The sequence below is a fragment of the Mucilaginibacter psychrotolerans genome (assembly GCF_004519315.1).
GTDB classification, from domain to species: domain Bacteria; phylum Bacteroidota; class Bacteroidia; order Sphingobacteriales; family Sphingobacteriaceae; genus Mucilaginibacter; species Mucilaginibacter psychrotolerans.
On record NZ_SOZE01000014.1, the window covers coordinates 16,276 to 40,273 of the forward strand.

Annotated in this window: 20 protein-coding genes; 13 read left to right on the top strand and 7 right to left on the bottom strand. The window is 44.9% G+C overall.

What is annotated here, in order from left to right:
- The first annotated feature begins 41 nt into the window (after positions 1–41).
- From mtaB to E2R66_RS14515, 4 genes are read left to right on the top strand one after another with little or no spacing between them, the layout of a single operon-like run.
- Complete coding sequence (gene mtaB / locus E2R66_RS14500; protein ID WP_133232137.1) at positions 42–1,361, top strand: tRNA (N(6)-L-threonylcarbamoyladenosine(37)-C(2))-methylthiotransferase MtaB; 1,320 nt, start codon at positions 42–44, stop codon at positions 1,359–1,361.
- 32 nt (positions 1,362–1,393) lie between these two features.
- Positions 1,394–2,575 carry a prolipoprotein diacylglyceryl transferase gene (locus tag E2R66_RS14505; protein ID WP_133232135.1) on the top strand — a complete coding sequence of 394 codons (1,182 nt, stop codon included), beginning with the start codon at positions 1,394–1,396 and terminating at the stop codon, positions 2,573–2,575.
- Positions 2,568–3,071: a GtrA family protein gene (locus E2R66_RS14510; protein ID WP_133232133.1), complete on the top strand. Its 504-nt coding sequence runs from the start codon at positions 2,568–2,570 to the stop codon at positions 3,069–3,071. The genes E2R66_RS14505 and E2R66_RS14510 overlap by 8 nt, the downstream gene beginning before the upstream one ends.
- Positions 3,037–3,825, top strand: coding sequence for an inositol monophosphatase family protein (locus tag E2R66_RS14515; protein ID WP_133232131.1), 789 nt, complete (start codon positions 3,037–3,039; stop codon positions 3,823–3,825). The genes E2R66_RS14510 and E2R66_RS14515 overlap by 35 nt, the downstream gene beginning before the upstream one ends.
- Positions 3,826–3,973: 148 nt before the next feature.
- Here E2R66_RS14515 and E2R66_RS14520 read toward each other — a convergent pair whose 3' ends face one another.
- Together E2R66_RS14520 and purB are read right to left on the bottom strand one after the other, a co-directional pair.
- Entirely contained in the window at positions 3,974–4,525 is a 552-nt protein-coding gene (locus E2R66_RS14520) for a NifU family protein (RefSeq protein ID WP_133232129.1), read from the bottom strand.
- A gap of 120 nt (positions 4,526–4,645) precedes the next feature.
- Positions 4,646–5,989 (bottom strand): adenylosuccinate lyase, encoded by a 1,344-nt coding sequence (gene purB / locus E2R66_RS14525; RefSeq protein ID WP_133232127.1) that lies wholly within the window; start codon positions 5,987–5,989, stop codon positions 4,646–4,648.
- A gap of 130 nt (positions 5,990–6,119) precedes the next feature.
- On the opposite strand from purB, the gene E2R66_RS14530 reads away from it, so the two are divergent.
- The 9 genes from E2R66_RS14530 to E2R66_RS14570 all read left to right on the top strand — a co-directional run bounded on the left by E2R66_RS14530 (position 6,120) and on the right by E2R66_RS14570 (position 19,060).
- On the top strand, positions 6,120–6,734 hold the full coding sequence (locus E2R66_RS14530) for a TetR/AcrR family transcriptional regulator (protein WP_133232125.1): 615 nt from the start codon (positions 6,120–6,122) through the stop codon (positions 6,732–6,734).
- Positions 6,735–6,831: 97 nt separating this feature from the next.
- Positions 6,832–8,163, top strand: coding sequence for a TolC family protein (locus E2R66_RS14535; protein ID WP_133232123.1), 1,332 nt, complete (start codon positions 6,832–6,834; stop codon positions 8,161–8,163).
- A 32-nt stretch (positions 8,164–8,195) separates the two neighbouring features.
- Positions 8,196–9,302, top strand: coding sequence for an efflux RND transporter periplasmic adaptor subunit (locus E2R66_RS14540; protein ID WP_133232121.1), 1,107 nt, complete (start codon positions 8,196–8,198; stop codon positions 9,300–9,302).
- Between the two features lie 27 nt (positions 9,303–9,329).
- Positions 9,330–12,761: an efflux RND transporter permease subunit gene (locus E2R66_RS14545; RefSeq protein ID WP_133232119.1), complete on the top strand. Its 3,432-nt coding sequence runs from the start codon at positions 9,330–9,332 to the stop codon at positions 12,759–12,761.
- Positions 12,762–12,951: 190 nt separating this feature from the next.
- Positions 12,952–13,566, top strand: coding sequence for a TetR/AcrR family transcriptional regulator (locus tag E2R66_RS14550; protein WP_133232117.1), 615 nt, complete (start codon positions 12,952–12,954; stop codon positions 13,564–13,566).
- 163 nt (positions 13,567–13,729) lie between these two features.
- Positions 13,730–14,197, top strand: a complete 468-nt coding sequence (locus E2R66_RS14555; RefSeq protein ID WP_133232115.1) for a RidA family protein — start codon at positions 13,730–13,732, stop codon at positions 14,195–14,197.
- A 9-nt stretch (positions 14,198–14,206) separates the two neighbouring features.
- Positions 14,207–15,319, top strand: coding sequence for a D-TA family PLP-dependent enzyme (locus tag E2R66_RS14560; RefSeq protein ID WP_133232113.1), 1,113 nt, complete (start codon positions 14,207–14,209; stop codon positions 15,317–15,319).
- A gap of 57 nt (positions 15,320–15,376) precedes the next feature.
- Complete coding sequence (locus E2R66_RS14565; protein WP_262710302.1) at positions 15,377–16,456, top strand: dipeptidase; 1,080 nt, start codon at positions 15,377–15,379, stop codon at positions 16,454–16,456.
- A gap of 9 nt (positions 16,457–16,465) precedes the next feature.
- Positions 16,466–19,060 carry an MGH1-like glycoside hydrolase domain-containing protein gene (locus tag E2R66_RS14570; protein ID WP_133232111.1) on the top strand — a complete coding sequence of 865 codons (2,595 nt, stop codon included), beginning with the start codon at positions 16,466–16,468 and terminating at the stop codon, positions 19,058–19,060.
- A gap of 242 nt (positions 19,061–19,302) precedes the next feature.
- Here the strand turns inward: E2R66_RS14570 and E2R66_RS14575 are convergent, their stop codons facing one another.
- The 5 genes from E2R66_RS14575 to E2R66_RS14595 all read right to left on the bottom strand — a co-directional run bounded on the left by E2R66_RS14575 (position 19,303) and on the right by E2R66_RS14595 (position 23,871).
- Positions 19,303–19,944 (bottom strand): hypothetical protein, encoded by a 642-nt coding sequence (locus tag E2R66_RS14575; protein WP_133232109.1) that lies wholly within the window; start codon positions 19,942–19,944, stop codon positions 19,303–19,305.
- A 454-nt stretch (positions 19,945–20,398) separates the two neighbouring features.
- A complete protein-coding gene (locus E2R66_RS14580; protein WP_133232107.1) occupies positions 20,399–20,632 on the bottom strand; it encodes a hypothetical protein in 234 nt (77 codons plus the stop codon).
- Positions 20,633–20,841: 209 nt separating this feature from the next.
- A complete protein-coding gene (gene smpB, locus E2R66_RS14585) occupies positions 20,842–21,291 on the bottom strand; it encodes an SsrA-binding protein SmpB (protein ID WP_133232105.1) in 450 nt (149 codons plus the stop codon).
- A 19-nt stretch (positions 21,292–21,310) separates the two neighbouring features.
- Entirely contained in the window at positions 21,311–23,224 is a 1,914-nt protein-coding gene (locus E2R66_RS14590; RefSeq protein WP_133232103.1) for an Nramp family divalent metal transporter, read from the bottom strand.
- Positions 23,221–23,871 (bottom strand): metal-dependent transcriptional regulator, encoded by a 651-nt coding sequence (locus E2R66_RS14595; RefSeq protein ID WP_133232101.1) that lies wholly within the window; start codon positions 23,869–23,871, stop codon positions 23,221–23,223. The genes E2R66_RS14590 and E2R66_RS14595 overlap by 4 nt, the downstream gene beginning before the upstream one ends.
- Between the last annotated feature and the right edge of the window lie 127 nt (positions 23,872–23,998).

Sequence of the window (23,998 nt, forward strand, 5' to 3'; positions counted from 1 at the left end):
AATCAACTATTCTCCAAAAGCCTTATCTTTGCGGGCTGAAAATGAATAAGAAAGTCGCATTTTATACGCTTGGCTGTAAGCTAAATTACTCGGAAACGTCTTCGATTGGTCGCTTGTTTACTCAAGCCGGGTTCGAAACGGTGGAGTTTAGCAATACGCCTGATGTGTTTGTGATAAACACCTGCTCCGTTACCGATAATGCGGATAAAAAATGCAAGAAGATCGTAAAGGAAGCGCTTAAGATTTCCCCAAATGCCTACGTTACTATCGTTGGTTGCTACGCCCAGTTGAAACCTGCAGAGATTGCCGAAATTCCCGGCGTGGACATGGTTTTGGGCGCAGCCGAGAAGTTCAGGATAGTAGAATATCTTACCGATCTCACCAAGAACCCCAAGACCTTAGTATATAACCAGCCGGTTAGCGAGGCGAACGAATTCGTGCCCTCATTTTCGTACGGCGACCGTACCCGTACCTTCCTTAAGGTGCAGGATGGCTGCGATTACTCCTGCACGTTTTGTACCATACCGCTGGCCCGTGGGGCAAGTCGCAGCGATACCATTGAGAATGTAGTGGCCCAGGCCCGCGAGATTGCTGTATCCGGCGTAAAAGAAATCGTGCTTACCGGCGTAAACCTGGGCGATTTCGGCATCCGTAACGGCCAGCGCGAAGATAAATTCTTCGATCTGGTAAAGGCCCTGGATGAGGTAGAGGGCATTGAACGCATCCGCATATCTTCTATAGAGCCAAACTTGTTGAGCGATGAGATCATCGAATTCGTAGCCACCTCAAAAAGATTTGTGCCGCATTTTCATATCCCGCTGCAATCGGGATCTAACAAAATACTGGGACTGATGCGCCGCCGCTATAAGCGCGAGCTTTATGTTAGCCGCATTGAGAAGATAAAACAAGTGATGCCGCATTGCTGCATCGGTGTTGACGTTATCGTTGGTTTCCCCGGCGAAACACGCGAGGATTTTATAGATACCTACAACTTTTTGAACGGACTGGATATTTCTTATCTGCATGTGTTCACATACTCCGAACGCGAAAATACCCCGGCTGCCGAAATGAAAGGCGTTGTGCCCGGTTCCGCCCGTGCAGACAGGAGTAAGATGTTACATATCCTCAGCGACAAAAAGCGCCGCGCTTTTTACGAAGGCCAACTAGGGAAAACTGACGAGGTTTTGTTTGAAGGCGATATAAAAGACGGCTTTATGCACGGCTTTACCCGCAACTACGTTAAAGTAAAAACCAAGTACGATCCCATTCTGGTTAACGAACTTAGGGCTGTACGCTTAACCCAAATTTCACCCGATGGTGATGTTGAAATAACAGAAAGCGACGAAATATTAGTACATTAAAGCCTATATTCGTCCCCAGAAAATACCTATAGATGTTTCCAACTATATCTTACCTCATACAGTACTTTACCGGACTAAACATCCCTTTGCCTATACAAACGTTCGGTTTTTTTGTGGCGCTGGCCTTTATGGCTGCCTATTGGGCATTCTCTCAGGAGTTTAAACGAAAGGAAGTCGCAGGATACATAAAAGGTACCGAAAAGGATGTTATGGTAGGCAAGCCCGCTTCTGTTGGCGAGTTGGCCGGTAACGCAGTGTTCGGCTTTATTTTCGGCTTTAAGGTGGTAGATTCTGTACTGAACTACTCTGCCCTTATCGATAACCCTCAGGATTTCCTGTTGTCTCTAAAAGGTAATTGGGTTGGCGGCATCCTATTCGCGGCAGTATTTGCATACTGGGCTTACTATGAGGCCAAGAAGCAGGAATTGCCAAAACCGGAGTTGCGCCGTGTTACCGTACACCCGCACGAATTGATGGGCAGTATATTGCTTTGGGCCGCTGTATTTGGGTTTGCAGGTGCTAAATTATTTAATGCGCTCGAGAATTGGGACGAGTTTATGCGCGACCCCGTGGCGATGCTTATAGGTTTTAGCGGTCTTACCTTTTATGGCGGTTTAATTTGCGGCGGCGCAGCTGTGCTTTACATTGCACACAAGAACGGCGTAAAGCCGCTGGATATGCTGGATATTGGCGCAGCAGGCATGATGTTGGCCTATGCTGTAGGTCGCATAGGTTGCCAAATGTCGGGCGATGGAGATTGGGGCATACCCAACCCGGCGCCAAAACCGGGCTGGCTAAGCTGGGCGCCTGATTGGATGTGGGCGTTTAAGTTTCCGCATAATGTTAACGGTAACCCAACCGACCCATTGATGGTGCACATGCCCGATTGCGTTGGTAAATTCTGCTACGAACTTAGGGATGCTGTTTACCCTACTTCTTTTTATGAATCGGTTATTTGCTTGTTGCTTTTCTTCTTTATCTGGAAGATACGACACCGCGTAAAAGCACCGGGTGTGTTGTTTGGTGTGTACATGATATTAGCCGGCATTGAGCGTTTTCTGATAGAGTTGATACGTGTAAATACCAAATACGTAGTTGCGGGCATACACTTTACCCAAGCCGAAATGATATCGCTGATTATGGTTTTGGGTGGCGCAGCGCTGATTTATTTCGGAAATGCCCGTTATCAAAAAACGCCGGTAGCAAATGGCTAAACGCTTGTGGCTCAAAATAACTAAAAGCCACATCATCAGGTTCCTGTTATCTGCGAGCGCAGGCTTCGCGGTAGACATGGCTGCCTTTTACCTGCTTTTCCATTACCTGTTTACTGAAAATATGTACGTCATATTCGGAGTTGCGTTACGTAATTCTTCGGTATCGCTGGCTATATCCTATGCTTTAGGCGTTACCGTCAATTTCTTCATGACCCGCTATCTCGTTTTTAGCCAATCTAAATCATCACCAACTAAACAGTTTATCAGGTTTGTAACCGTGGCCTTTATTGGTTTTTTTGCCAACCTGGGTGCATTGAAAGTTTTGATACAGCAAATGAATATTTATCCGCCCTATGCCCGCATTGGCGCGGCATTAAGCTTATTTGTTGCCAGCTATTTTGTTCATAAAGTGTTTTCGTTCAGTTTATCACTACGTCCACATCAACCCCAATCAGATCATCATGACACTCAACCCCATCATCAGCCAGGTAACTGAGGTTGCCAAAATTGCCGGGCAGTTCATCCGCCAGGAAAGATTAACTTTTGACGCAGATAAGATAGAATACAAAGGGCTAAACGACCTGGTATCCTACGTAGATAAAACCGCTGAGCAAAAGATTGTTGCCGGTTTGGAGAAAATATTACCCGAGGCGGGCTTCATTACCGAAGAAAAAACCACCACCAAAATAGGGGAAACCTACAACTGGGTTATCGACCCGTTAGATGGTACCACCAACTTTATTCACGGACTGCCTTCGTACTCGGTAAGTATCGGCTTAAAAAAGAATGACGAGCTGGTATTAGGCGTTGTTTACGAGATTTGCCAGGACGAATGCTTTTATGCCCATAACGATTCGCCTGCCTATTTAAACGGCAAAGAGATAAAAGTAAGCAATAAGCCTACGGTAGCCGATAGCCTTATAGCAACGGGTTTTCCTTATTACGATTTTAGCAAACAGGCTGCCTATATCGAACTATTTACCGAACTGATGCGTAATTGCCATGGTCTGCGCCGCCTTGGTTCTGCCGCTGTTGACCTTTGTTATACCGCAAGCGGTCGCTTTGATGCGTACTATGAATACAACCTTAACGAATGGGATGTAGCAGGCGGCATCGTAATTCTAAAACAAGCCGGGGGACAAGTCGTAAACTTTAAAGGTGGCGATGAAGTACTAAAAACCCGGGAAGTTTTGGCTACCAATGGCAAGATAACAGGAGAGATGCTTGAGTATATTCAGAAGTATTTTTGATTTTCTGCGATTTTACCGATTGGGGATTTATTCCACCGATAGGATAGAAACTAAAACGCCGATTTGAATCATCTTCAAATCGGCGTTTCGGTTATATTGGTGTAATCAAATCACAATCGGCGTAATCATCCAATAATCGGTGTAATCCTTACAGCGCTTCAGAAACCACTTCGGTTACCTCTGGTACCATACGTTTCAACAGGTTTTCTATACCTGCTTTAAGTGTTACTGTTGATGATGGGCAACCGCTGCAAGAGCCACGAAGTTCTACGGTAACTATGCCTGCATCAAACGAGCGGTAGCTGATAGCGCCGCCATCTTGCTCAACTGCCGGGCGAACATAATCGTTCAAAATCTGCTGTATTTTTATCTCGGTTTCGGTGCCTTCGAATTCTACTTCGCCGGTTTGCTCAACCAATTGTACTTTCAGTTCAGATTCCACCGCGCCTTTTACGAATTCTTTCAGTATAGGCTCAATATCGTTCCATTCGCTGCCTTCGGTTTTGGTAACGGTTACGAAGTTGCTGGCGAAAAATACGCCGTTTACGAATGAGAATTTATATAGCTCTTTTGCGAAAGGTGATTTTTCGGCACTATCACGGGTGGCGTAATCCACGCTGCCGTTTATCAGCAACTTGTTTACAATAAACTTCATTGTTGCCGGGTTCGGGGTAGATTCGGTATATACGTTGATATTCATGGATGTACTAATTTATTAAGATAGCAAATGTAATGAGGTTTTTGAATGCTGCTTCATTTACAACTTAGTTTTACGCGACACTGACAGTCTCCTACTCCCCCTTCAGGGGCCTGGGGGGCTTCATATTCCGGTATAGTTTTGTGGCGTTATCGCTTTCAACTCTTCCTTAACACTTGCGCTCACTTCTAAAGTATCTACAAACGCTGCAATGGTTTGGGCATTTACCTGCGTATTGGTGCGGGTAAGCTCTTTTAAAGCTTCGTATGGGTTTGGATATCCTTCGCGGCGCAGGATGGTTTGGATAGCCTCGGCTACGACAGCCCAGTTAGCTTCCAGGTGGGCATTGATAGCGGCCTCGTTCAGCAATAATTTATTTAAGCCTTTGATGGTTGATTTAAAGGCGATAAGTGTATGCGCCACAGGCACGCCGATGTTGCGGAGTACGGTAGAATCGGTCAAATCGCGCTGCAAGCGGGAGATGGGCAATTTGGCAGCCAAATGTTCGAACATCGCGTTAGCTATGCCTAAGTTGCCCTCGCTGTTCTCAAAATCAATCGGGTTTACTTTATGCGGCATAGCCGATGAGCCTACCTCACCCGCTTTAATTTTTTGTTTGAAGTAGTTCATAGATATATAGGTCCATATATCACGGTCCAAATCTATCAGGATGTTGTTGATGCGTTTTAAGGCATCGCACTGCGCCGCAAAATTGTCGTAATGTTCTATTTGCGTAGTAAACTGCGAACGGTATAGGCCCAATACGTCGTTAACGAAATGGTTACCGAAGGCTTTCCAGTCGGTATTTGGGTACGCCACTTTATGCGCATTGAAATTACCGGTAGCACCGCCAAATTTGGCCGAATAAGGCACATCGCGCAGCAAATGCAGCTGGTTTATCAAACGCTCTACATAAACCTCCAGCTCTTTACCCAAACGGGTTGGTGAAGCAGGTTGACCATGCGTGTGTGCCAGCATGGGTATGTGTGCCCATTCTGCTGCGTAGTGTCTTAGCAGATCGATAAGTTGGTGTAAGGCAGGGGTATAAACATCGTGTATAGCCGCCTTGAACGAATAGGGGATGGCGGTATTATTGATATCCTGAGAGGTAAGGCCGAAATGGATAAACTCCTTAAATTCCTTCAAACCCAGCGCATCGAATTTCTTCTTGATGAAGTATTCCACGGCCTTTACATCGTGGTTAGTGGTTTTTTCGATATCTTTTATCTCGGCGGCATCGGCTTCGCTAAAATTCCTGTAGATATCGCGTAACTTTTCGCTTTGCGTGCCGTCAAAAAGTTCTAATTGCGGTACAGGCAATGCGTGCAGGGCCAGGAAGTATTCTATTTCTACAAGTACCCGGTATTTGATTAAGGCAAACTCCGAAAAATAGGCGGCTAATTCTGCTGTGGCATTACGGTAACGCCCGTCGATAGGGGATATGGCGGTAAGGGAATTCAATTCCATGTGTTAGTTTTTTGCAAAGATAACAATTTGAAATTATAGGCGGTTTAAGGATGCTTTGTCAGCCAAAGGTAATTTACGATGGAAACTTTGAAATCTAAAAATGTTTCCATAGTTTTGACTAGTAAAGTCAATGAGTCAGGAAGAACGAATTATAAACGGCGCGCTCGAGCTGTTTTTGCAGGCAGGTATCAAAAGCGTAACCATGGACGATATAGCCCGGCATTTGGGCATGTCGAAGAAAACGATATATCATTTTTTTGGGGATAAGAACGAGTTGGTGGTAGAACTGGTTAAGAGCCGGTTGAAGGAAGACGAGCGGCAGATGAACGAGATCATCGAAAACTCAGATAATGTTATTGAGGAGATGATCAACATGATGAAATGCTCTGAAGATATTTTTTCGCGGATCAACCCCATCGTGTTTCACGATATGCAGAAGTACCATCCTGACGCGTGGCGGGAGTTCCAGAATTTTAAAGCGGGGGTTATTATCAATAAACTGGTGGAACTTTTAAATAAAGGCATGGAGCAAGGCTTCATCCGCGACGACATAGACGTAAAAATACTGGCAACCATGCGCGTAAACCAGGTAGAGATGGGCTTTAATACGGCCATTTTCCCGGTAGCGCTTTTCAATAGCTGGAAGGTACAGTTGCAATTGCTGGAACACTTTAACTATGGTATTTGTACCATAAAAGGACACGAAGTACTGGATAAGTACAAACAACAAAATGCAAACAAATAATAAAAAAGCTGCTGACATACGGTTGTCAATACAAATCGTCTTTTTGCAGCAAGCAAAATAAACACACCAAAATCCATCATATATAATGTACACCAACATGAAACGATTACTACTCATAATGCTTTGCGCTGCGGCCGGCCTCAAAGGCTTTGCGCAAACGCAGCCGGTACCTCAAACCTATAGCTTTACCGTTCAGGATGCTGTTAACTACGCCTATGAGCATCAGGACTCTGTAAAAAACAGCAGGCTGGATGTTCAGAACGCCGAAAATACCATTAAACAGATCGTTGCAACTGGGTTGCCACAAATCAGCGGACAGGTCACTTTTCAGGATTATTTAAAGATACCTACCATCTTGTTTCCCGATGGTAAGGGCGGTTATCAATCTGTAAGTATTTACCAAAAGTATAGCAACAACGCAGGCTTATCGTTAAGCCAGTTACTGTTTGATGGTAGTTTCTTCATCGGCCTGAAGGCGCGTAGCACCTATCGCGAATTGTCAAACAAAAGTTTAACCCGCTCTAAAATTGCTACCAATACAAACGTAACCAAAGCGTATTACCAGGTATTGGTGAGCGATGAGCAGGTTAAATTACTGGATGCTAATATTAATCAATTGAAACAACAACTTGACCAAACCGTAGCCCAAAATAAACAGGGTTTTGTTGAGAAAATTGATGTTGACCGTATTACGGTACAATACAATAATTTAACCACCACGCGCGAAAATACATTGAGGCTGCTCGGGTTAAATTATGCGCTGTTAAAATTTCAGATGGGCATGCCGATAGAATATAACCTTACCTTAAAGGACAAATTGGCCGATATAACTTTAGACAGCAATGCGGCAAACCTCAATGGTGATAGTACCGCATACAAAAACCGGATAGAATACAGTCTGAGCGAAACTGCAATGAAAATTAACCAATTTGATGTAAGGCGAAAAAAGGCAGCTTTTTTACCAACGCTGTCGTTCAACGCAAACTCATCTATACTATATCAAAACAACGAATTCAGCAAACTGTACAACCAAAGCTTCCCTTCAACTTATATAGGGCTAACATTAAACATCCCGATCTTTAGCGGTGGCATGAAAACCGCGATATTAAGGCAATCTCAAATTGTAGTTCAAAAAAATCAGAACGATTTAAATAACCTTAAAAATGCTTTGAGCTTACAGGTGCAACAGGCTAACATTGTTTATTTTAACGGTTTGCAAAGCCTTGGTAACCAAAAACGTAATCAGGAACTCGCCCGGGAGGTACTACGCGTTTCCAAAATAAAATACCAGCAAGGGGTAGGCAGCAGCATAGAAGTTACCCAGGCGCAAACCGCGCTTGAAACTGCCGATAACCAATATATACAGGCCCTTTACGATGCGCTGGTGAGCAAAGTAGATCTTGATAAAGCTTACGGACGCATTCAATAAACAAAAAACTCACATACACACTCCTCATAAACATGAAAAAATTATTATACATATCAGCCATACTGTTAATAGCAGCATGCTCAAAACCAAAAGATAAAAAGGCCGAACTGGCCGACCTGCAGAAACAGCAGCAAGAAATTAATGCCAAGATTACCAAACTGCAAAGTGAAGTTGGCACAGTAGATTCCACAAAAGCGGTTGAAGTGGGCGCGCTTGAAATTAAGACCTCAACGTTTACCAATTACGTGCAGATACAAGGTAAAATTGATGCGCAGGATAACACAACTGCCTTTTCTCAGTCGCCCGGCACTATTACGGCACTGTACGTAAAGGTAGGGCAGCATGTAGGTAAAGGCCAGGTGCTTGCCCAATTGGATAACAGTGTATTGCAGCAGCAAATTGCACAAACCGAGGCGAATCTTGATTTGGCTAAAACAGTTTATGAGCGTCAGAAAAATCTTTGGGATCAAAAAATTGGTACCGAAGTGCAGTTTTTGCAGGCTCAGGCCAACTACAAGGCTGGTCAGAAATCATTGGCCGCATTGCGTTCGCAGGCTAACCTGTACCGTATCGTATCGCCAATAAGCGGAACAGTTGATCAAATGGACCTTAAACTGGGCCAGGCCGTACAGCCGGGGCAGCCAGGCAACGGCATACGTATAGTAAATGCTGATGTATTAAAAATTAAGGCCGACGTACCTGAGTCTTACTCGGGAAGTGTAAACACCGGTAACCAGGTGCAAATATTGGTGCCCGATGCTAAAGACTCGTTAACAACCACCGTTACATTCGCTGCAAAAGCTATCGACCCAACCTCGCGCAGTTTTGCGGTTGAAATTAAATTACCGCAGCGCGCATCGCTACGCCCTAACATGACTGCCATTATTAAAATTGCCAACTACACTAAAGCCAATGCTGTAGTGATACCGGTTAAGGCTGTACAGCGTTCAGAAACAGGTGATTATGTTTTTGTAAATGAAGGCGGTATAGCCAAACAAAAGAATGTAAAATTAGGGGTTACCTATGGCGGCCAGACCGAAATATTATCGGGCCTGAAGGCAGGGGAACAGCTTATAACCGAAGGTGCCGCCGATATAGAGGATGGCGACAAGGTTAAAGCTACGCAGTCTGGTTACTAATTTGTAAAAAAATCTGATCTTTTAATTATGAAAGACGTTAAGAAAGAATTCGCGCCCTCAAGTTGGGCCATCGATAATAAAACAGCCATTTACGTACTCATATTTTTGATTACGGTGCTTGGGCTGATTAGTTATAACACCTTGCCTAAGGAAAACTTTCCGGATATAGCACAATCAAAAGTGTTTGTTACCACTACATTTTTGGGGCAGTCGCCACAAAACGTGGAGAACCTGGTTACCAGGCAAATAGAAAAGAAACTGAAATCGTTAAAAGGTTTAAAAAAGGTTACCTCTAACTCGGTACAAAATGTGTCTATCATTACTGCCGAATTTCAGGCGAATATTGATATTAAAGATGCAAAAATTGATGTTAAGGATGCGGTAGATAAAGCCAAACAAGATCTGCCACAGGGTGATCAGAACCTTAAGGAATCGGTGATCTCTGATATCAACGTGGCCGATTTGCCTATTCTTTACATTAACGTATCGGGAAATTACGACCTGAAACGCCTGAAAGAATATGCCGACCTTTTAAAGGATGAAATAGAAAGCTACAAGGAGATTTCAAAAGTTGATGAAGTTGGTGCGCTAACGCCCGAAATACAGGTGAATGTTGACCTGAACAAAATGGCCGCTGCGCAGATTAGCTTTAGCGATATTATTTTGGCTGTTGGTAATGAAAATATTCTGTCATCTGCCGGTACCATTAAAACTGATGGTGTACGCCGAAGCATAGATATTAAGCAGGATTTTAAGGATGCCGACCAGGTGAAAGCCATGGTGATACGTAACCCTGGCGGTAAAGCGGTTTACCTGCGCGATATTGCCGACGTGAAAGACTCTTTTTTGGAGCAGGAAAGCTACGCGCGTTTAAAAACACCCAACAGTGCAAACTTTAAAAATGTAATTACGCTAAACGTAAGCAAACGTGCCGGCGAAAATTTGATACAGGCTTCAGACAAAATAAACGAACTGATAAAACTAAAGCAAAAAACAGTGTTCCCCAAAGGTTTGGCCATCACCGTTACCGGCGATCAGTCAGACAAAACACGTACAACGCTTAACGATTTGATCAACACCATTATCATCGGGTTTTTACTGGTTACCGTTATCCTGATGTTTTTTATGGGTACCACCAATGCCATATTTGTGGCACTTTCGGTTCCATTATCCTGCTTTATCGCGTTCCTGATTATGCCTGCCATAGGCTTTACGCTCAACATGATCGTATTGTTCTCCTTCCTGCTGGCGCTGGGTATTGTGGTAGATGATGCCATTGTGGTAATAGAAAACACGCACCGTATTTTTGCTAACGGAAAAGTGCCTATTAAAGAAGCCGCTAAAATGGCCGCTGGTGAGGTATTCCTACCAGTGTTCTCGGGTACCATGACTACGCTGGCTCCATTTATACCACTTGCGTTTTGGAACAGTTTGATAGGGCATTTTATGTTCTTCCTGCCTATAACACTTATCATTACTTTATTGGCATCGTTAGTAGTGGCTTATATTATGAACCCGGTATTTGCGGTTGATTTTATGAAACCACACCATGAAGGCGAACATGATAATCCCAAATTTGACAGGAAAACTAAAAGAGCGCTTATTTTTATGGTGATAGCAGCTGCAATTGGTTATTTTATAAATATCGGTATTGGCAACCTTATGGTGCTGTTTATTGTATTATACCTGTTAAATCATTTCGTATTGCTGCGGGTGATAGATAGATTCCAGAACAAAGCATGGCCAAAATTCCAGGCCTGGTATGCCAAATGGCTGGAACGCGCAGTAAAGCGACCGCTAACCGTATTGTCGGGCACAATGGTACTGTTCGTATTGGCACTGGTGATCAATCATTTCCTGGGCAAAACGCCCGAGTTTTTCCCGGCCGGCGATCCTAACTTTGCCTATGTATACATCACCATGCCCATAGGTACCGACCAGGCTACAACAAATGAGGTTACCAAAAAGATTGAGAAACGTGTGGCCGAAATTGTAGAACCGGATAAGGATATCGTTTCGTCGGTTATATCAAACGTAACCAAAGGCGTAAGCGACCCAACCGATGAGGACCAGGGCGATTACCAAAACAAGGGTAAAGTTACCGTTGCGTTTGTTGAATTTGGCAAACGTAATGGTAAGGATACCAAAGCCATACTTAAAAAGATACGCGGTGCCGTGCAAGGTGTGCCTGGTACCAAAATATCTGTGGTACAGGAAAATAGCGGCCCGCCGGTACAGAAAGATATTGCGATTGAATTAATTGGCGACAACCTTGATTCATTGGTGAAAACCAGCAACAGGTTAAAAGTTTACCTGGCTAAGCAGAACATAGCGGGTATTGAAAACTTAATTGCCGACGTGCAGAACGACAAACCTGAAATTGTTTTTGATATTGACAGAGAACGCGCTAACCGTGAGGGTATCTCCACCAAAACAATAACAGATAACCTGCAGACCGCCATTTTTGGTGCGCCTGCTGCCAACTTCCGTAATACTAAAGAAGACGATTACAAAATACAGGTGCGTGCCTTGGAAAGTCAGCGGAGCAATATAGATGAGATACGAAATTTGAAGATCACCTATCGCGATCTGGCAACAGGCGGTGCTATTCGCCAGGTGCCTATCTCTGCATTTACAGATGTAAGGTACACCGACACTTACAGTAACATCAAACGTAAACAATCGCGCAGGGTACTCACATTAGGGTCAAACGTTATTAAGCCGAATAACCCTAATGATGTAAATGCCAGTATTTTAAAGGCACTGGATAATTTTAAACACCCGGATGATATCATCATCCGCCAGGGCGGCGGTCAGGAAGATCAAATGGAAGCTGTAATATTCCTGGGCGGTGCAATGGCCACTTCTTTCGGGTTGATATTGATCATCCTGATGATACAATTCAACTCTATAGGGAAAACATTCATCATCATCAGCGAGATCTTCTTTAGTATCATCGGCGTGTTGCTTGGGGTTAGTATCTTCGGGATGACTATGGCCATCGTAATGACAGGCGTAGGTATCATTGCCCTTGCCGGGGTGGTGGTCCGTAACGGTATCTTGCTGGTAGAGTTTACCGATATGCTGATTGAACAGGGCACCAGCCTGCATGATGCCGTGGTAGAAGCGGGCCACACCCGTATGACACCGGTATTGCTTACGGCAACAGCTGCGATTTTAGGCTTGATACCTTTGGCGGTAGGCTTCAATATCGACTTCGTAGGGCTGTTCACCCACTTCGAACCGCATATCCACTTCGGTGGCGATAACGTGGCATTCTGGGGCCCGTTGGCGTGGACGATGATCTTCGGACTGGGCTTTGCTACGGTGATTACGTTGATACTGGTGCCATGTATGTACATCATTCGCGTAAACATGAAGAACTACTTTTTTGGCGACCAAAGCGCGAAGAAAGATGCTGAAAGAGAAAAGCTATTGGCTGCCGACGCAGGCGCATAAGCTGGTATCCTAAAATTTTAACCCAAGGCCGCATAGCTTAGTACTGTGCGGCCTTTTTTTGTAGAATTAGTGTCGTTTTAACATTTGAATATCATCTTTTAGACGGCCTTAAAGCTATTCGACTGAAAATTTGATATTTTTGTTAAATAAGTCAGGAATTCAAATTGATTAATAGCAAGGTAAGTAATAGATGAGTGCAGGCGTAGACAATCAGGATATCAAACGGGAGAGGATTTTAGAGGCATCGTATCAGCGGTTTCTGCATTATGGTTATTCAAAAACCACCATGAACGAAATAGCGGGCGATCTTTCTATGTCAAAAGCCCTGCTGTATTACTACTTCCCTGATAAGAGCGAGCTTTATATGGCAGTAATGCGTAAGCTGGCTAATGATTACCTTAAGCTGCTGCAGGATAATGTAGATAACTTTACCGGTCTGCGCGATGCTTTCCTGTTTCAGGTAAACACCCATCATCATTTTATGGTGGCCAACTATAACTTCTTTGATTTTGTAAGGCTTAATGAACAAAACCTGCCCGATACCATATGGGCCATAGTTGACCAGATACGCGCTGCCGAAACTACGCTGCTCACCAACGCTATCGGGGCAGAAATTGTCAAGGGCCATATCCAGCCTGTTGACAATCCCGCCGAAATAGTTGACGTGTTTTTAGATGCTTTGCATGGTATTAAAGTCGGTGCTATGCAGCAAAAAAAGACCGCTTTCCCCCGCAAAGAACACCTGGACGAGATACACGCCAAACGCCTTTTGCTGATTGATATCTTCATAAAAGGCCTTCGGTAAGCACTGATCCTAAATTGCGGCCTTACCCGCACCCACTCGTAAAACATTATTAATAATGCAGCATAAAATCCGATGTTTGTTAGGGTAGCTATGCTTCGTCATTTACAAATCCTTTATGATTTTTGTCATTAAAAAAGCCATAATTATATAATAGTTTTACGCCATGATCAACGCAGAACAAAACTTTACAGCATTACGCCTTATTTTGCCTCCCGCGCCCAAACCGCTGGGCGTGTACAAACCTTGTTTAATTGATGGTAAATACCTTTATGTATCGGGCCACGGAACGGTTAAGAGCGATGGTAGCCTCATTATAGGCCGCATAGGGCAGGATATGACTGCCGAAGAAGGCAAGCTTGCCGCAAGGCAGGTAGGCCTGGCAATTTTAGCTACCATCAAAGCTAAAGTAGGTAGTTTGGATAAGATAAAACGTGTGATAAAAGTACTGGGCATGGTAAACTGCACGCCCGATTTTGAAAAGCACCCCTTCATCATCAACGGCGCAAGCGAACTGTTTGCCAGTGTTTGGGGCGAAGACAACGGTATAGGCGTGCGTAGCGCAGTGGGCATGAGTTCCTTGCCGGATAATATCCCGGTAGAGATTGAGGCTTTATTCGAGCTGGAAGATTAAAATATAGCCATGCCCGCAGATACCTGGTACCTTATCAACAACGCAGATAAACTGGATACCCCCGCTTTGGTGGTTTATCCCGATAGGGTAAAATATAATATCGACCTGGTTAAAACGATGGTAGCCGATGTTAACCGCCTGCGCCCACACGTAAAAACCCATAAAAGCCCGCACGTTACAGAATTGATGTTGCATGCCGGCATCGGTAAATTCAAATGCGCCACCATAGCCGAGGCCGAGATGCTGGGCATGTGCAAGGCTATGGATGCTTTGCTAGCCTATCAGCCAAACGGACCTAAGCTGGCAAGGTTTATCAAGCTGATAAAGGCGTATCCGGATACCGTGTTCTCGTGCCTCGTTGATAACGTTGGCACCGCAAGTGCAATAGCCGAGGCGGCGGTAAAAGAGGATATCACAATCCCTGTTTACATCGACCTTAACAACGGTATGAACCGCACAGGCATTATACCTGCCGATGCTTTAGAACTGTACCAGGCATGTGCCGAAATGCAGGGCATCGTTCTGAAAGGGCTGCATGCTTACGACGGGCATATCCACGATGCGGATTACGCAGTAAGGCAGCAACGATCAGACGAATCAATCGAGCCGGTGCTGGAGCTTGCGCAGATGATATACGACGAGGGTTACCCTATGCCGGTAATCATTGCCGGTGGTTCGCCAACGTTCCCCATCATAGCCCAAAGAGAAAATTTAGAGTGCAGCCCCGGTACCTTTGCTTATTGGGACAGGGGATATGAGTTGGCATTTACAGAGCAGGCTTTCCAAACGGCGGCCCTGGTAATAGCAAGGGTGGTATCATTACCGAATGAGACTAAACTTTGCATAGATGTTGGCCATAAATCGGTATCGGCAGAAAATGAACTGAGTAAGCGTATCTATTTCCTCAACGCCCCCGAACTGAAATTTACAGGCCACAGCGAAGAGCATTTAGTTGCCGATGCAGGCCCGAACCACCACTTTAAAGTAGGCGATATTTTGTACGGCTTGCCCTACCATATTTGCCCTACGGTTGCTTTATACGAGCGGGCAATCACCATCGAAAACCAGCAAATAACAGGGGAGTGGATGAATGTTGCAAGAGACAGGAAAATTACGATATAGATAATTTGAAGCATTCGGTTAAATTATCCTACATCGGTGTAATCAATTCAATAATCGGTGAAATCAAAACTCATAATAGATGCCCACCTCGACCTCAGCATGAATGCGCTGGAATGGAACCGCGATTTAACGCAGCCGATTGCAGCCATCAATGCCCGCGAGGCAGGCTTAACGGATAAACCAGACAGGGGTTTAGGTGTAGTATCTCTCCCCGAACTGCGCAAGGGAAACATCGGCCTGGTGGTAGCTACGCAGATAGGCCGATATGTTGCACCAGACAACCAATTGCCGGGCTGGCATTCGCCGCAGCAGGCCTGGGCACAAACACAGGGGCAACTGGCCTGGTATAAGGCCATGGAAGACATGGGCGAGATGGTGCAGATAAACAACCTCGCCACATTAGAAAACCATTTAACACTTTGGGGCAATACGGAGGACAACCTTAAAAAACCTGTCGGTTATATCTTAAGTTTAGAAGGTGCAGATTCTTTTGTTGACGTAAGTTACCTCGAAAAGGCACACACCAACGGCCTGCGCGCTGTAGGTCCTGCACATTACGGTCCGGGCAGATATGCCAACGGTACCGATGCTACCGGCACGATGGGGGCGAACGGCCTCGAACTTTTGAGAGAGATGGAGCGGCTGAATGTGATACTGGATGCCACCCATTTGTGCGATGATGCCTTTTGGCAGGCCCTGGATAACTTTAACGGCCATGTTTGGGCCAGCCACAACAATTGCCGCGCGCTGGTGAACCATAACCGCCAGTATAGTGACGAAATGATAAAAGCGCTGATAGCACGCGGCACTGTAATAGGCGCAGCTTTAGATGCCTGGATGATGGTGCCCGGATGGGTGAGGGGGCAATCTACCCCTGTAGGTATGAACTGCAGCATGGAAGTAATGGTTGACCATATCGACCACATTTGCCAAATAGCAGGTAACGCTCTGCATGTAGGTATGGGTACAGATCTGGATGGAGCCTTTGGCAAAGAGCAATGCCCTTATGATTTGGAAACCATTGCCGATTTGCAGAAGGTGCCCGATTTATTGAGAAAACGTGGCTACACCGATTTGGATATCAATAACATGATGCATGGCAACTGGCTGAGGTTTTTAAGGAAAGCGTGGAAATAAAATAGCGATATGAACGAAGAGCAGGCGAGGTTAAAAGAAACAGGTTGGAAAAAATGGGGGCCTTACGTAAGTGATCGTCAATGGGGAACCGTGCGCGAGGATTACAGCGCCAACGGCGATGCCTGGAACTACGTTACCCATGATATGGCCCGCAGCAAGGCCTACCGCTGGGGTGAAGAGGGCATAGCCGGTATCTGCGACCGCGACCAGCACCTCTGTTTCGCCATTGCCCTGTGGAACAAGAAAGATACTATCATCAAGGAACGTTATTTTGGCCTGAACAACAGCGAAGGCAACCATGGCGAGGATGTAAAGGAACTTTACTATTACCTGGATAGCACGCCCACACATTCCTACATGAAAATGCTGTATAAGTATCCGCAGCAGCAATTTCCATATAATACCCTTGTTGAAGAAAACCGCAAGTGCGGACGTAACGATCCTGAATTTGAACTCACCGATACCGGCATCTTCAACAATAATGAATATTTTGACGTTTTTGTTGAATACGCCAAAGCCGCGCAGGAGGATATCGGCATCAGGATAACCATTCATAACCGCAGCGATAAGGAGGCCAGCCTGAATGTATTGCCCACCCTTTGGTTCCGCAACACCTGGACGCTGGGCTACGATAGCAATGTTCCGGTGATGTCGGCCATCTCGGGTAACCAAATCAAACTCAATCACGCGGAATTGGGCGAAATGCACTTGATTGCTGATGGTTCGCCCGAACTGCTGTTCTGCAATAACGAAACCAATACCTTACGCTTTAACCATTTTGATGATGGTAAGCGTTTTTATAAAGACGGCATAAACGATTATCTCGTCCACGGTGCGCAAAGCATCAATCCGGATAAAACCGGCACCAAGGCAGCGGCCAACTACGATATAACCATCCCCGCTAAAGGAAGTTACACCATCCAAATGCGGCTTTCGGACGATGTAGTTAACGGCTTAGACGGCATCGACGAGCTATTTAACACCCGCAAAGCCGATGCAGATAAATTTTATACCAACCTGCAGCCAATAGCCAACGAAGATAAGGCCCGCGTGCAGCGGCAGGCCTTTGCCGGTATGCTGTGGAACAAACAGTTCTACTACTACGATATACATCAGTGGCTGCACGGCGATCCGGCACAGCCCCTGCCATCCGCACAGCGTTTAACCGGGCGCAACCATAAATGGCCGCAATTCAATAACCGTGGCGATATTATCTCCATGCCCGATAAATGGGAGTTCCCCTGGTTTGCCGCGTGGGACCTGGCCTTTCATTGCATTCCGCTGGCCAGCGTGGATATGCCCTTCGCCAAAAACCAGCTTACGCTGCTTACCAAAGACTGGTATATGCACCCCAACGGGCAGCTGCCCGCCTACGAGTGGGATTTTAGTGATACCAACCCGCCCGTTTTGGCCATGGCTACCTGGAAAATATACCTCCTGGATAAAGCCGCCACCGGCGAGGGCGACACGTTTTTTCTGGAGCGCATCTTCCATAAGCTGATGCTCAACTTTACCTGGTGGGTAAACCGTAAAGACGAGGCCGGCAATAACATCTTCGAAGGCGGCTTTTTAGGGTTGGATAACATCGGCGTGTTCGACCGCAATACGCGCTTCGGCGATGGTACGCACCTGGAGCAGGTAGATGGCACCAGTTGGATGGCCATGTATTCGCTCAACCTGTTGCGCATAGCTGCTGAACTGGCTGCCACCAACAAGGCTTACGAGGATATCGCCTCTAAATATTTCGAGCATTTTATTTACATAGCGGGTGCCATGTCGACCTTGGGGACGGATAACACCGGCCTTTGGGACGAAGCGGACGGCTTTTTTTACGACCAGCTGCGCCTGCCAGATGGAAGTGCTGAGAAAATGCGCGTGCGCAGCATAGTAGGGCTGATACCCCTATTTGCCGCTGAAGTGCTGGATGAAGCAGCCATTGCCGACAACCCCATTTTTAAGGGCCGTATGGCGTGGTTCATCGCCAACCGGCCCGACCTGGCTTCACTGGTATCGCGCTGGACCGAAGTTAGGGCAGGGGGTACCCACCTCATTAGCCTTTTGCGCGGCTACCGCATGAAGAGCTTGTTACGTTATATGCTGGATGAGCAAGAGTTTCTGAGCGAGTACGGCATCCGGTCGCTTTCCAAGTACCACCTGGATAATCCTTACAGCGTAAATATCTATGGCAATAACTTCAGTATAAAATATTTGCCTGCCGAGAGTGATAGCGGCATGTTTGGTGGCAACAGCAACTGGCGTGGCCCTATTTGGGTACCTATGAATTACCTTATTATAGATAGCCTGAACACTTTTTACGATTACTACGGCGACGATTTTAAGGTGGAATGCCCAACGGGCAGCGGCAACATGATGAACCTGAAAGAAGTAGCCAACGAAATTTACCGCCGCATCTCCGCAATTTTCCTTAGGGATGACAAAGGCCGCCGCGCGGTATTCGGCGATTACGAAAAGCTACAAACCGACGAGCACTTTAAAGACCATATCCTTTACCATGAATACTTCGATGGCGACAACGGCAGCGGTAAAGGCGCGTCTCACCAAACCGGCTGGACGGGATTGATTGCGAATTGTTTATATCATTGAGGGGGGAAATTAAGGTAGCTTTTGGGTGGAAAGAGCGACTATTGTCTATTAACTTATGTACGATTTAACAAGCCTGGCGAACATGAGGCAGAAAATGATGGAGATTGATTCGCAATCTTCAACAAAGAATTCGCCCAATTAGTGGGTTTTTTCGCATGCATTAATTTCAGGCAATTTTACACATACATAATAGAGAATTTTCAGAGGTCTCCAAAAAACTACTCTAGTAGATATATGTATAGTCAAAATTGACGCTTATACACTTGACCATTTTTCTCTTTATAAAATGAAAAAAGAATGCTATCAATGAACTTAAAATATTTTATTGAATCCTTCTTAGCCTGAAAATCATGAAAAAGAGATTGTAGCGGAAGATAGCTGTTAACCTGCGTATCTATCATTTCATGACTGATTCCCTTTGAAAAACTGCCTGTCAATGTTTTTATTGGCTTCACATTCTTTAGAATTTGAAACGAAGACCCATGACTATATGGATTTCTTATTGTCTGTATATAGTCCTTGATTTGTTGATGCTGAGTTTCCGAAATTATTTTTAGTTTGAGTGCCTCATCGTTAAGATTATCTAAGGTACTGCTGTTTCTTTTTTTATAAGCCGCTTTGATTTTATTCTGATTTTCAGGAATCATTGTTTTTATTCCTGATTCTTCTATCACAATTACGTCTCTAAGAAATTTTTCAAGCAAATGGCTGGTTAGCATAATTGCAGCGTGGTGAAGTTCATTGATTATACAAACAGCGATTTCCTGCCTAATAGAATCCATTTGATTTTCAAAAACGATTGAGTAGTTTTCAAATATTTCATCAAAATTCTCCTTTGATGGCTTACGTAAAGTATTGAATGCTTTATTAGTCTCTTGATTCATACATCAAAGATACCCTTCCCAATATCAAACCAAAATTCCTATGTTAGATTCATCCTTGAATTTAATTAAAAATATTCGAGGATGGTAGAGCGGCTGGATACGGCAGATTGAAACTCTGCTAGCTCCTTTGGAGCTTGGGAAGACGAATCCCTCTCCTTATGCCATCTTAGTAATGGTAAGAGGAGCAACGATCGTAGACATAAAACTATTATTTCCTCTTCCGGAAATTAACTGGTTGGATACCTCTTAATATCCGGCTATACGGGGTTGATTGCCAATTGTTTGTATTATTGGGGGGCTGGATGAGTAAATTGCAAAAAACGTCATTCTGAATTTGGGTCAGAACCCTATCATAAAAGTAGCCACTTTGTTAACTCGCCTTGTATGACGGCATCCTGCCGTGTGGGGTACCGAAATGAATCGGCATGACGGCTGTTTTATTGGTAATGAATAATTAAAGTTCATCTAAAACTTCTGCCAGTGTTTTCAACTTGATTTTTCCTTCCTGGTGCAGTTTAACCTCTTTAAAAGCCGCTTCCAAATCCTTTTTCATCTTTTTTGCAGCGGGCGATAATTTAGGGTTAGCAGGCTCAATCAATTTGATTTTGCCACCTAATTTTGATATTACTTTCAATATCATTTCCGCATCTTTTTCGGGAAGTTTTATTTCGGCGATTACCATGGTCATAATTTTATTAAATATACCATAAGAGTATTTAAAGTAAAAACCTTATGCGATGCTGAGCTTAAATCATCCAGCTAAATCTCAACAAAGAAAATTTCAGCTACGTGGTGCCGGGTAGCTGAAGCATGAGGGCAATATTGACACCTTATAGTTTTCGCAGGATGGTAGATCAAAAGGTCCCCTGCTAATCATTGGGGCGAAGTGGGCAGCATTTACCTTTTCAGCGCTCTATCCATCTCAATCTTAGTATCGCGCTCTTTCATGGTTTCGCGCTTATCGAAAGTCTTTTTACCTTGTGCCAGGGCTATCTCTACTTTGGCGAAGCCGCGCTCGCTAATGAACATGGCCAGGGGGACTATAGTGAGCCCCTTCTCTTCGCCGCGGGTGAGCAGTTTTTTGAGTTCCTTTTTGTTGAGCAGCAATACGCGGTCGCGTTTGGCTTCATGGTTATAGAACGAGCCGAACGAATATTCGGAGATATGCAGGTTGCGTATATAAAGCTGGTTGCCAATAAAGGTGCAAAAGGCATCGTTCACGTTGGCTTTGCCCTCGCGGATAGATTTTATCTCGGTGCCCAGCAATTGTATGCCTGCCACATACTTATCCAGTATATGGTATTCAAAGTATGCCTTTTTATTCTTGATATAGATGTCCTGCTTCATTACGGTGCAAATATGCGAATTATTTTGCGGCTGGTTTAACAACCAGTACCGGCACGTTCACCTTATGTCGCACGCTGTCTACGGTGGTGCCGAAAATTAGGTCCTTAAGCGCTTTATGCCCGTGTGAACCCATCACAATGAAATCTATTCCTTCCGTGTTCACAATTTCGGCAATCGCTGCAGCAGGCCCGCCGTAGCCTATGCGCGCCTCGGCAGTATAGTTGAGTTTGGTTAAAGCATCAACATACTTATCCAAATTATTTACATCGCTTTGGGTTTCGTTGTCCATTACCTGCTTGCCGTAATATCTTGCGCCTGCCGTTTCAACTACATGTATCAAGCTGTATCTGGCTTTTTTGCCCCCTTGCATTAAAGCATGGCGTATGCAGTCCTGGTCGTTTTTCGAAAAATCGATAGTTACGGCAATATGGTTGTATTGTACCGGCTCCAAATTATCAAGCGCGGCTGCAATACCGTGGGGTACAAAGGCGGGCTGGTCGTTGTGCTTATAAAGCAGCGGGCGAAGGAAAACGTATAAAAGTAGCAGGGCAATCCCTATCACTATCGGTACTACAAAAATATAGATGTAAATATCGGCGCTTTTACTTTCCGCCAGCCAATCGCCAACCTGATCATAAACGAGCTTAGCGTTAAGCCCAACAATTAATATTGCGCTTGCCCAGGCCAGTATTTTCACTTTCAGACTGATGACAAAGTCGCCCATTCGTTTTTTGTCAGACGTAAAGTGGATGAGCGGGATAACCGCAAAACCCAATTGCAGGCTCAATACCACCTGACTAAGGATGATCAGGCTGCCCAAAGCATCTTCACCTAAATATAAGATTGTAAAAACCGCAGGAACAATGGCCAATACGCGGGTAAGCAAGCGCCTTAACCAAGGCTCTATACGCAGGTTGATGTGGCCTTCCATAATGATTTGGCCGGCAAGTGTACCGGTAATAGTAGAGCTTTGCCCCGAGGCAATAAGCGCAACAGCGAAAAGCACGGGCGCAATTTTACCAAAGATATGTTCCAATAGCTTATAAGCATCTTGTATCTCGGCAACCTCGAAGTATCCGTTTTTGAAAAATGCTGTAGCGGCAAGAATCAGGATGGCTGCGTTCACAAAAAAAGCCAGGTTAAGCGCTATTACCGTATCAAAAAGATTAAACCTAATTGCTGATTTAAAGCCTTCTTTTGTGCGGCTTATTTTGCGGGTTTGCACCAGCGACGAATGCAGGTACAAATTATGCGGCATTACTGTGGCACCAATAATGCCAATGGCTATATACAGCATCTGCTGGCTAACCTTGTCGTTTTTAAATAAATTGTTAGGTATAAAGCCTTTTGCAATATCAACAACCTCCGGCCCTACGATAAACATTTCTACCAGGAACGATATCCCGATGATAAATATCATCGAAATAATAAAGCCCTCCAGTTTACGCATACCTTTATTCATCAGATACAGCATGAGTACGGTATCCGTAATTGTTAAGGATACGCCCCATATTAGCGGCAGATGGAACAATAACTTTAATCCGATTGCCATACCGATTATTTCGGCCAGGTCGCAGGCTATAATGGCAATTTGAGCCAATATATACAACCAAAAGTTTACAAACCTTGGGTAGGCATTTTTAGAGGCCTGGGCCAGATCCAGCCCGCGTACTATACCAAGCCTTGCCGCCAGCGATTGAAGTAGAAGGGCGATGAGGTTTGATGCGAATAGCACCCAGATAAGTTTATAGCCGAATGCGCTGCCACCAGCCAAATCTGTTGCCCAATTCCCGGGATCCATATACCCAACGCTTACCAGGTAAGCCGGGCCTAAAAAAGCCATTAGTTTACGCCAGCCGGTTAAGTTTTCGGGGTTTACCGAGCCATGAACATTGCCCAAAGAATTGCCGCTTTCGGTATGGCTCTTACTCATATTGCTATCAAAAGGTTATTGGCCACTTCGCGGCTTATCTGTAAAACTTTACTATCCATTTGTAATACTACCGTGTTATCGTAACTGATGATTTCTTTCACCATTATTTTTTTTCCAATTATCAGGCCCTGCTTATCCAGGTATTGCAGGAAAGCCACGGAGTGGTCCCGAACGCCTGAGATGATACCCCCGGCACTAACAGCGAGAGCCGAAATTGGTTTAAGATCGTTGGTTTTAAAATTTCCGTTACAATCGGGTATCGGGTCGCCGTGCGGGTCGCGTTTGGGGAAGCCCATGAATTCATCCAGCCGGTCTATCAGTTCATTCGATGAGATATGCTCCATTTCTTCGGCCATGGCGTGTACCTCGTCCCATTTAAAATTTAGCTTCTCTACCAAAAAGTATTCCCAAAGACGGTGCTTGCGGATGATGTTAATAGCCACCTTTTCGCCCGCGCCTGTGAGGCTAACACCCTGGTAGCGGGTGTAGTTAATGAGTTGTTTATCCGATAATTTGCGCAGCATATCGGTAACCGAGGAAGCTTTGGTCTCCAGCGAAGCCGCTATCTGGTTGGTGCTTACGTTTGCGCTAAGCACAGCCAGTTTGTATATGGCTTTCAAATAATTCTCTTCGGCTAATGTATTCATTTAGCCAAATATAATATTATTTTTAGACTTGTCTAAAAAGTGACTTTATTTTTTTATTTGTTTGGTTACACGATATTTATGTGGAATTATATTTTGCGTGCTACAGATTATTTTATATTTGCATGTA

Excerpts from the sequence above, each read along its gene's own strand:
- mtaB (WP_133232137.1), top strand. The coding sequence starts at position 42 with ATGAATAAGAAAGTCGCATTTTATACGCTTGGCTGTAAGCTAAATTAC.
- E2R66_RS14505 (WP_133232135.1), top strand. The coding sequence starts at position 1,394 with ATGTTTCCAACTATATCTTACCTCATACAGTACTTTACCGGACTAAAC.
- E2R66_RS14510 (WP_133232133.1), top strand. The coding sequence starts at position 2,568 with ATGGCTAAACGCTTGTGGCTCAAAATAACTAAAAGCCACATCATCAGG.
- E2R66_RS14515 (WP_133232131.1), top strand. The coding sequence starts at position 3,037 with ATGACACTCAACCCCATCATCAGCCAGGTAACTGAGGTTGCCAAAATT.
- E2R66_RS14520 (WP_133232129.1), bottom strand. The coding sequence starts at position 4,525 with ATGAATATCAACGTATATACCGAATCTACCCCGAACCCGGCAACAATG.
- purB (WP_133232127.1), bottom strand. The coding sequence starts at position 5,989 with ATGGAATTGAATTCCCTTACCGCCATATCCCCTATCGACGGGCGTTAC.
- E2R66_RS14530 (WP_133232125.1), top strand. The coding sequence starts at position 6,120 with ATGAGTCAGGAAGAACGAATTATAAACGGCGCGCTCGAGCTGTTTTTG.
- E2R66_RS14535 (WP_133232123.1), top strand. The coding sequence starts at position 6,832 with ATGAAACGATTACTACTCATAATGCTTTGCGCTGCGGCCGGCCTCAAA.
- E2R66_RS14540 (WP_133232121.1), top strand. The coding sequence starts at position 8,196 with ATGAAAAAATTATTATACATATCAGCCATACTGTTAATAGCAGCATGC.
- E2R66_RS14545 (WP_133232119.1), top strand. The coding sequence starts at position 9,330 with ATGAAAGACGTTAAGAAAGAATTCGCGCCCTCAAGTTGGGCCATCGAT.
- E2R66_RS14550 (WP_133232117.1), top strand. The coding sequence starts at position 12,952 with ATGAGTGCAGGCGTAGACAATCAGGATATCAAACGGGAGAGGATTTTA.
- E2R66_RS14555 (WP_133232115.1), top strand. The coding sequence starts at position 13,730 with ATGATCAACGCAGAACAAAACTTTACAGCATTACGCCTTATTTTGCCT.
- E2R66_RS14560 (WP_133232113.1), top strand. The coding sequence starts at position 14,207 with ATGCCCGCAGATACCTGGTACCTTATCAACAACGCAGATAAACTGGAT.
- E2R66_RS14570 (WP_133232111.1), top strand. The coding sequence starts at position 16,466 with ATGAACGAAGAGCAGGCGAGGTTAAAAGAAACAGGTTGGAAAAAATGG.
- E2R66_RS14575 (WP_133232109.1), bottom strand. The coding sequence starts at position 19,944 with ATGAATCAAGAGACTAATAAAGCATTCAATACTTTACGTAAGCCATCA.
- E2R66_RS14580 (WP_133232107.1), bottom strand. The coding sequence starts at position 20,632 with ATGACCATGGTAATCGCCGAAATAAAACTTCCCGAAAAAGATGCGGAA.
- smpB (WP_133232105.1), bottom strand. The coding sequence starts at position 21,291 with ATGAAGCAGGACATCTATATCAAGAATAAAAAGGCATACTTTGAATAC.
- E2R66_RS14590 (WP_133232103.1), bottom strand. The coding sequence starts at position 23,224 with ATGAGTAAGAGCCATACCGAAAGCGGCAATTCTTTGGGCAATGTTCAT.
- E2R66_RS14595 (WP_133232101.1), bottom strand. The coding sequence starts at position 23,871 with ATGAATACATTAGCCGAAGAGAATTATTTGAAAGCCATATACAAACTG.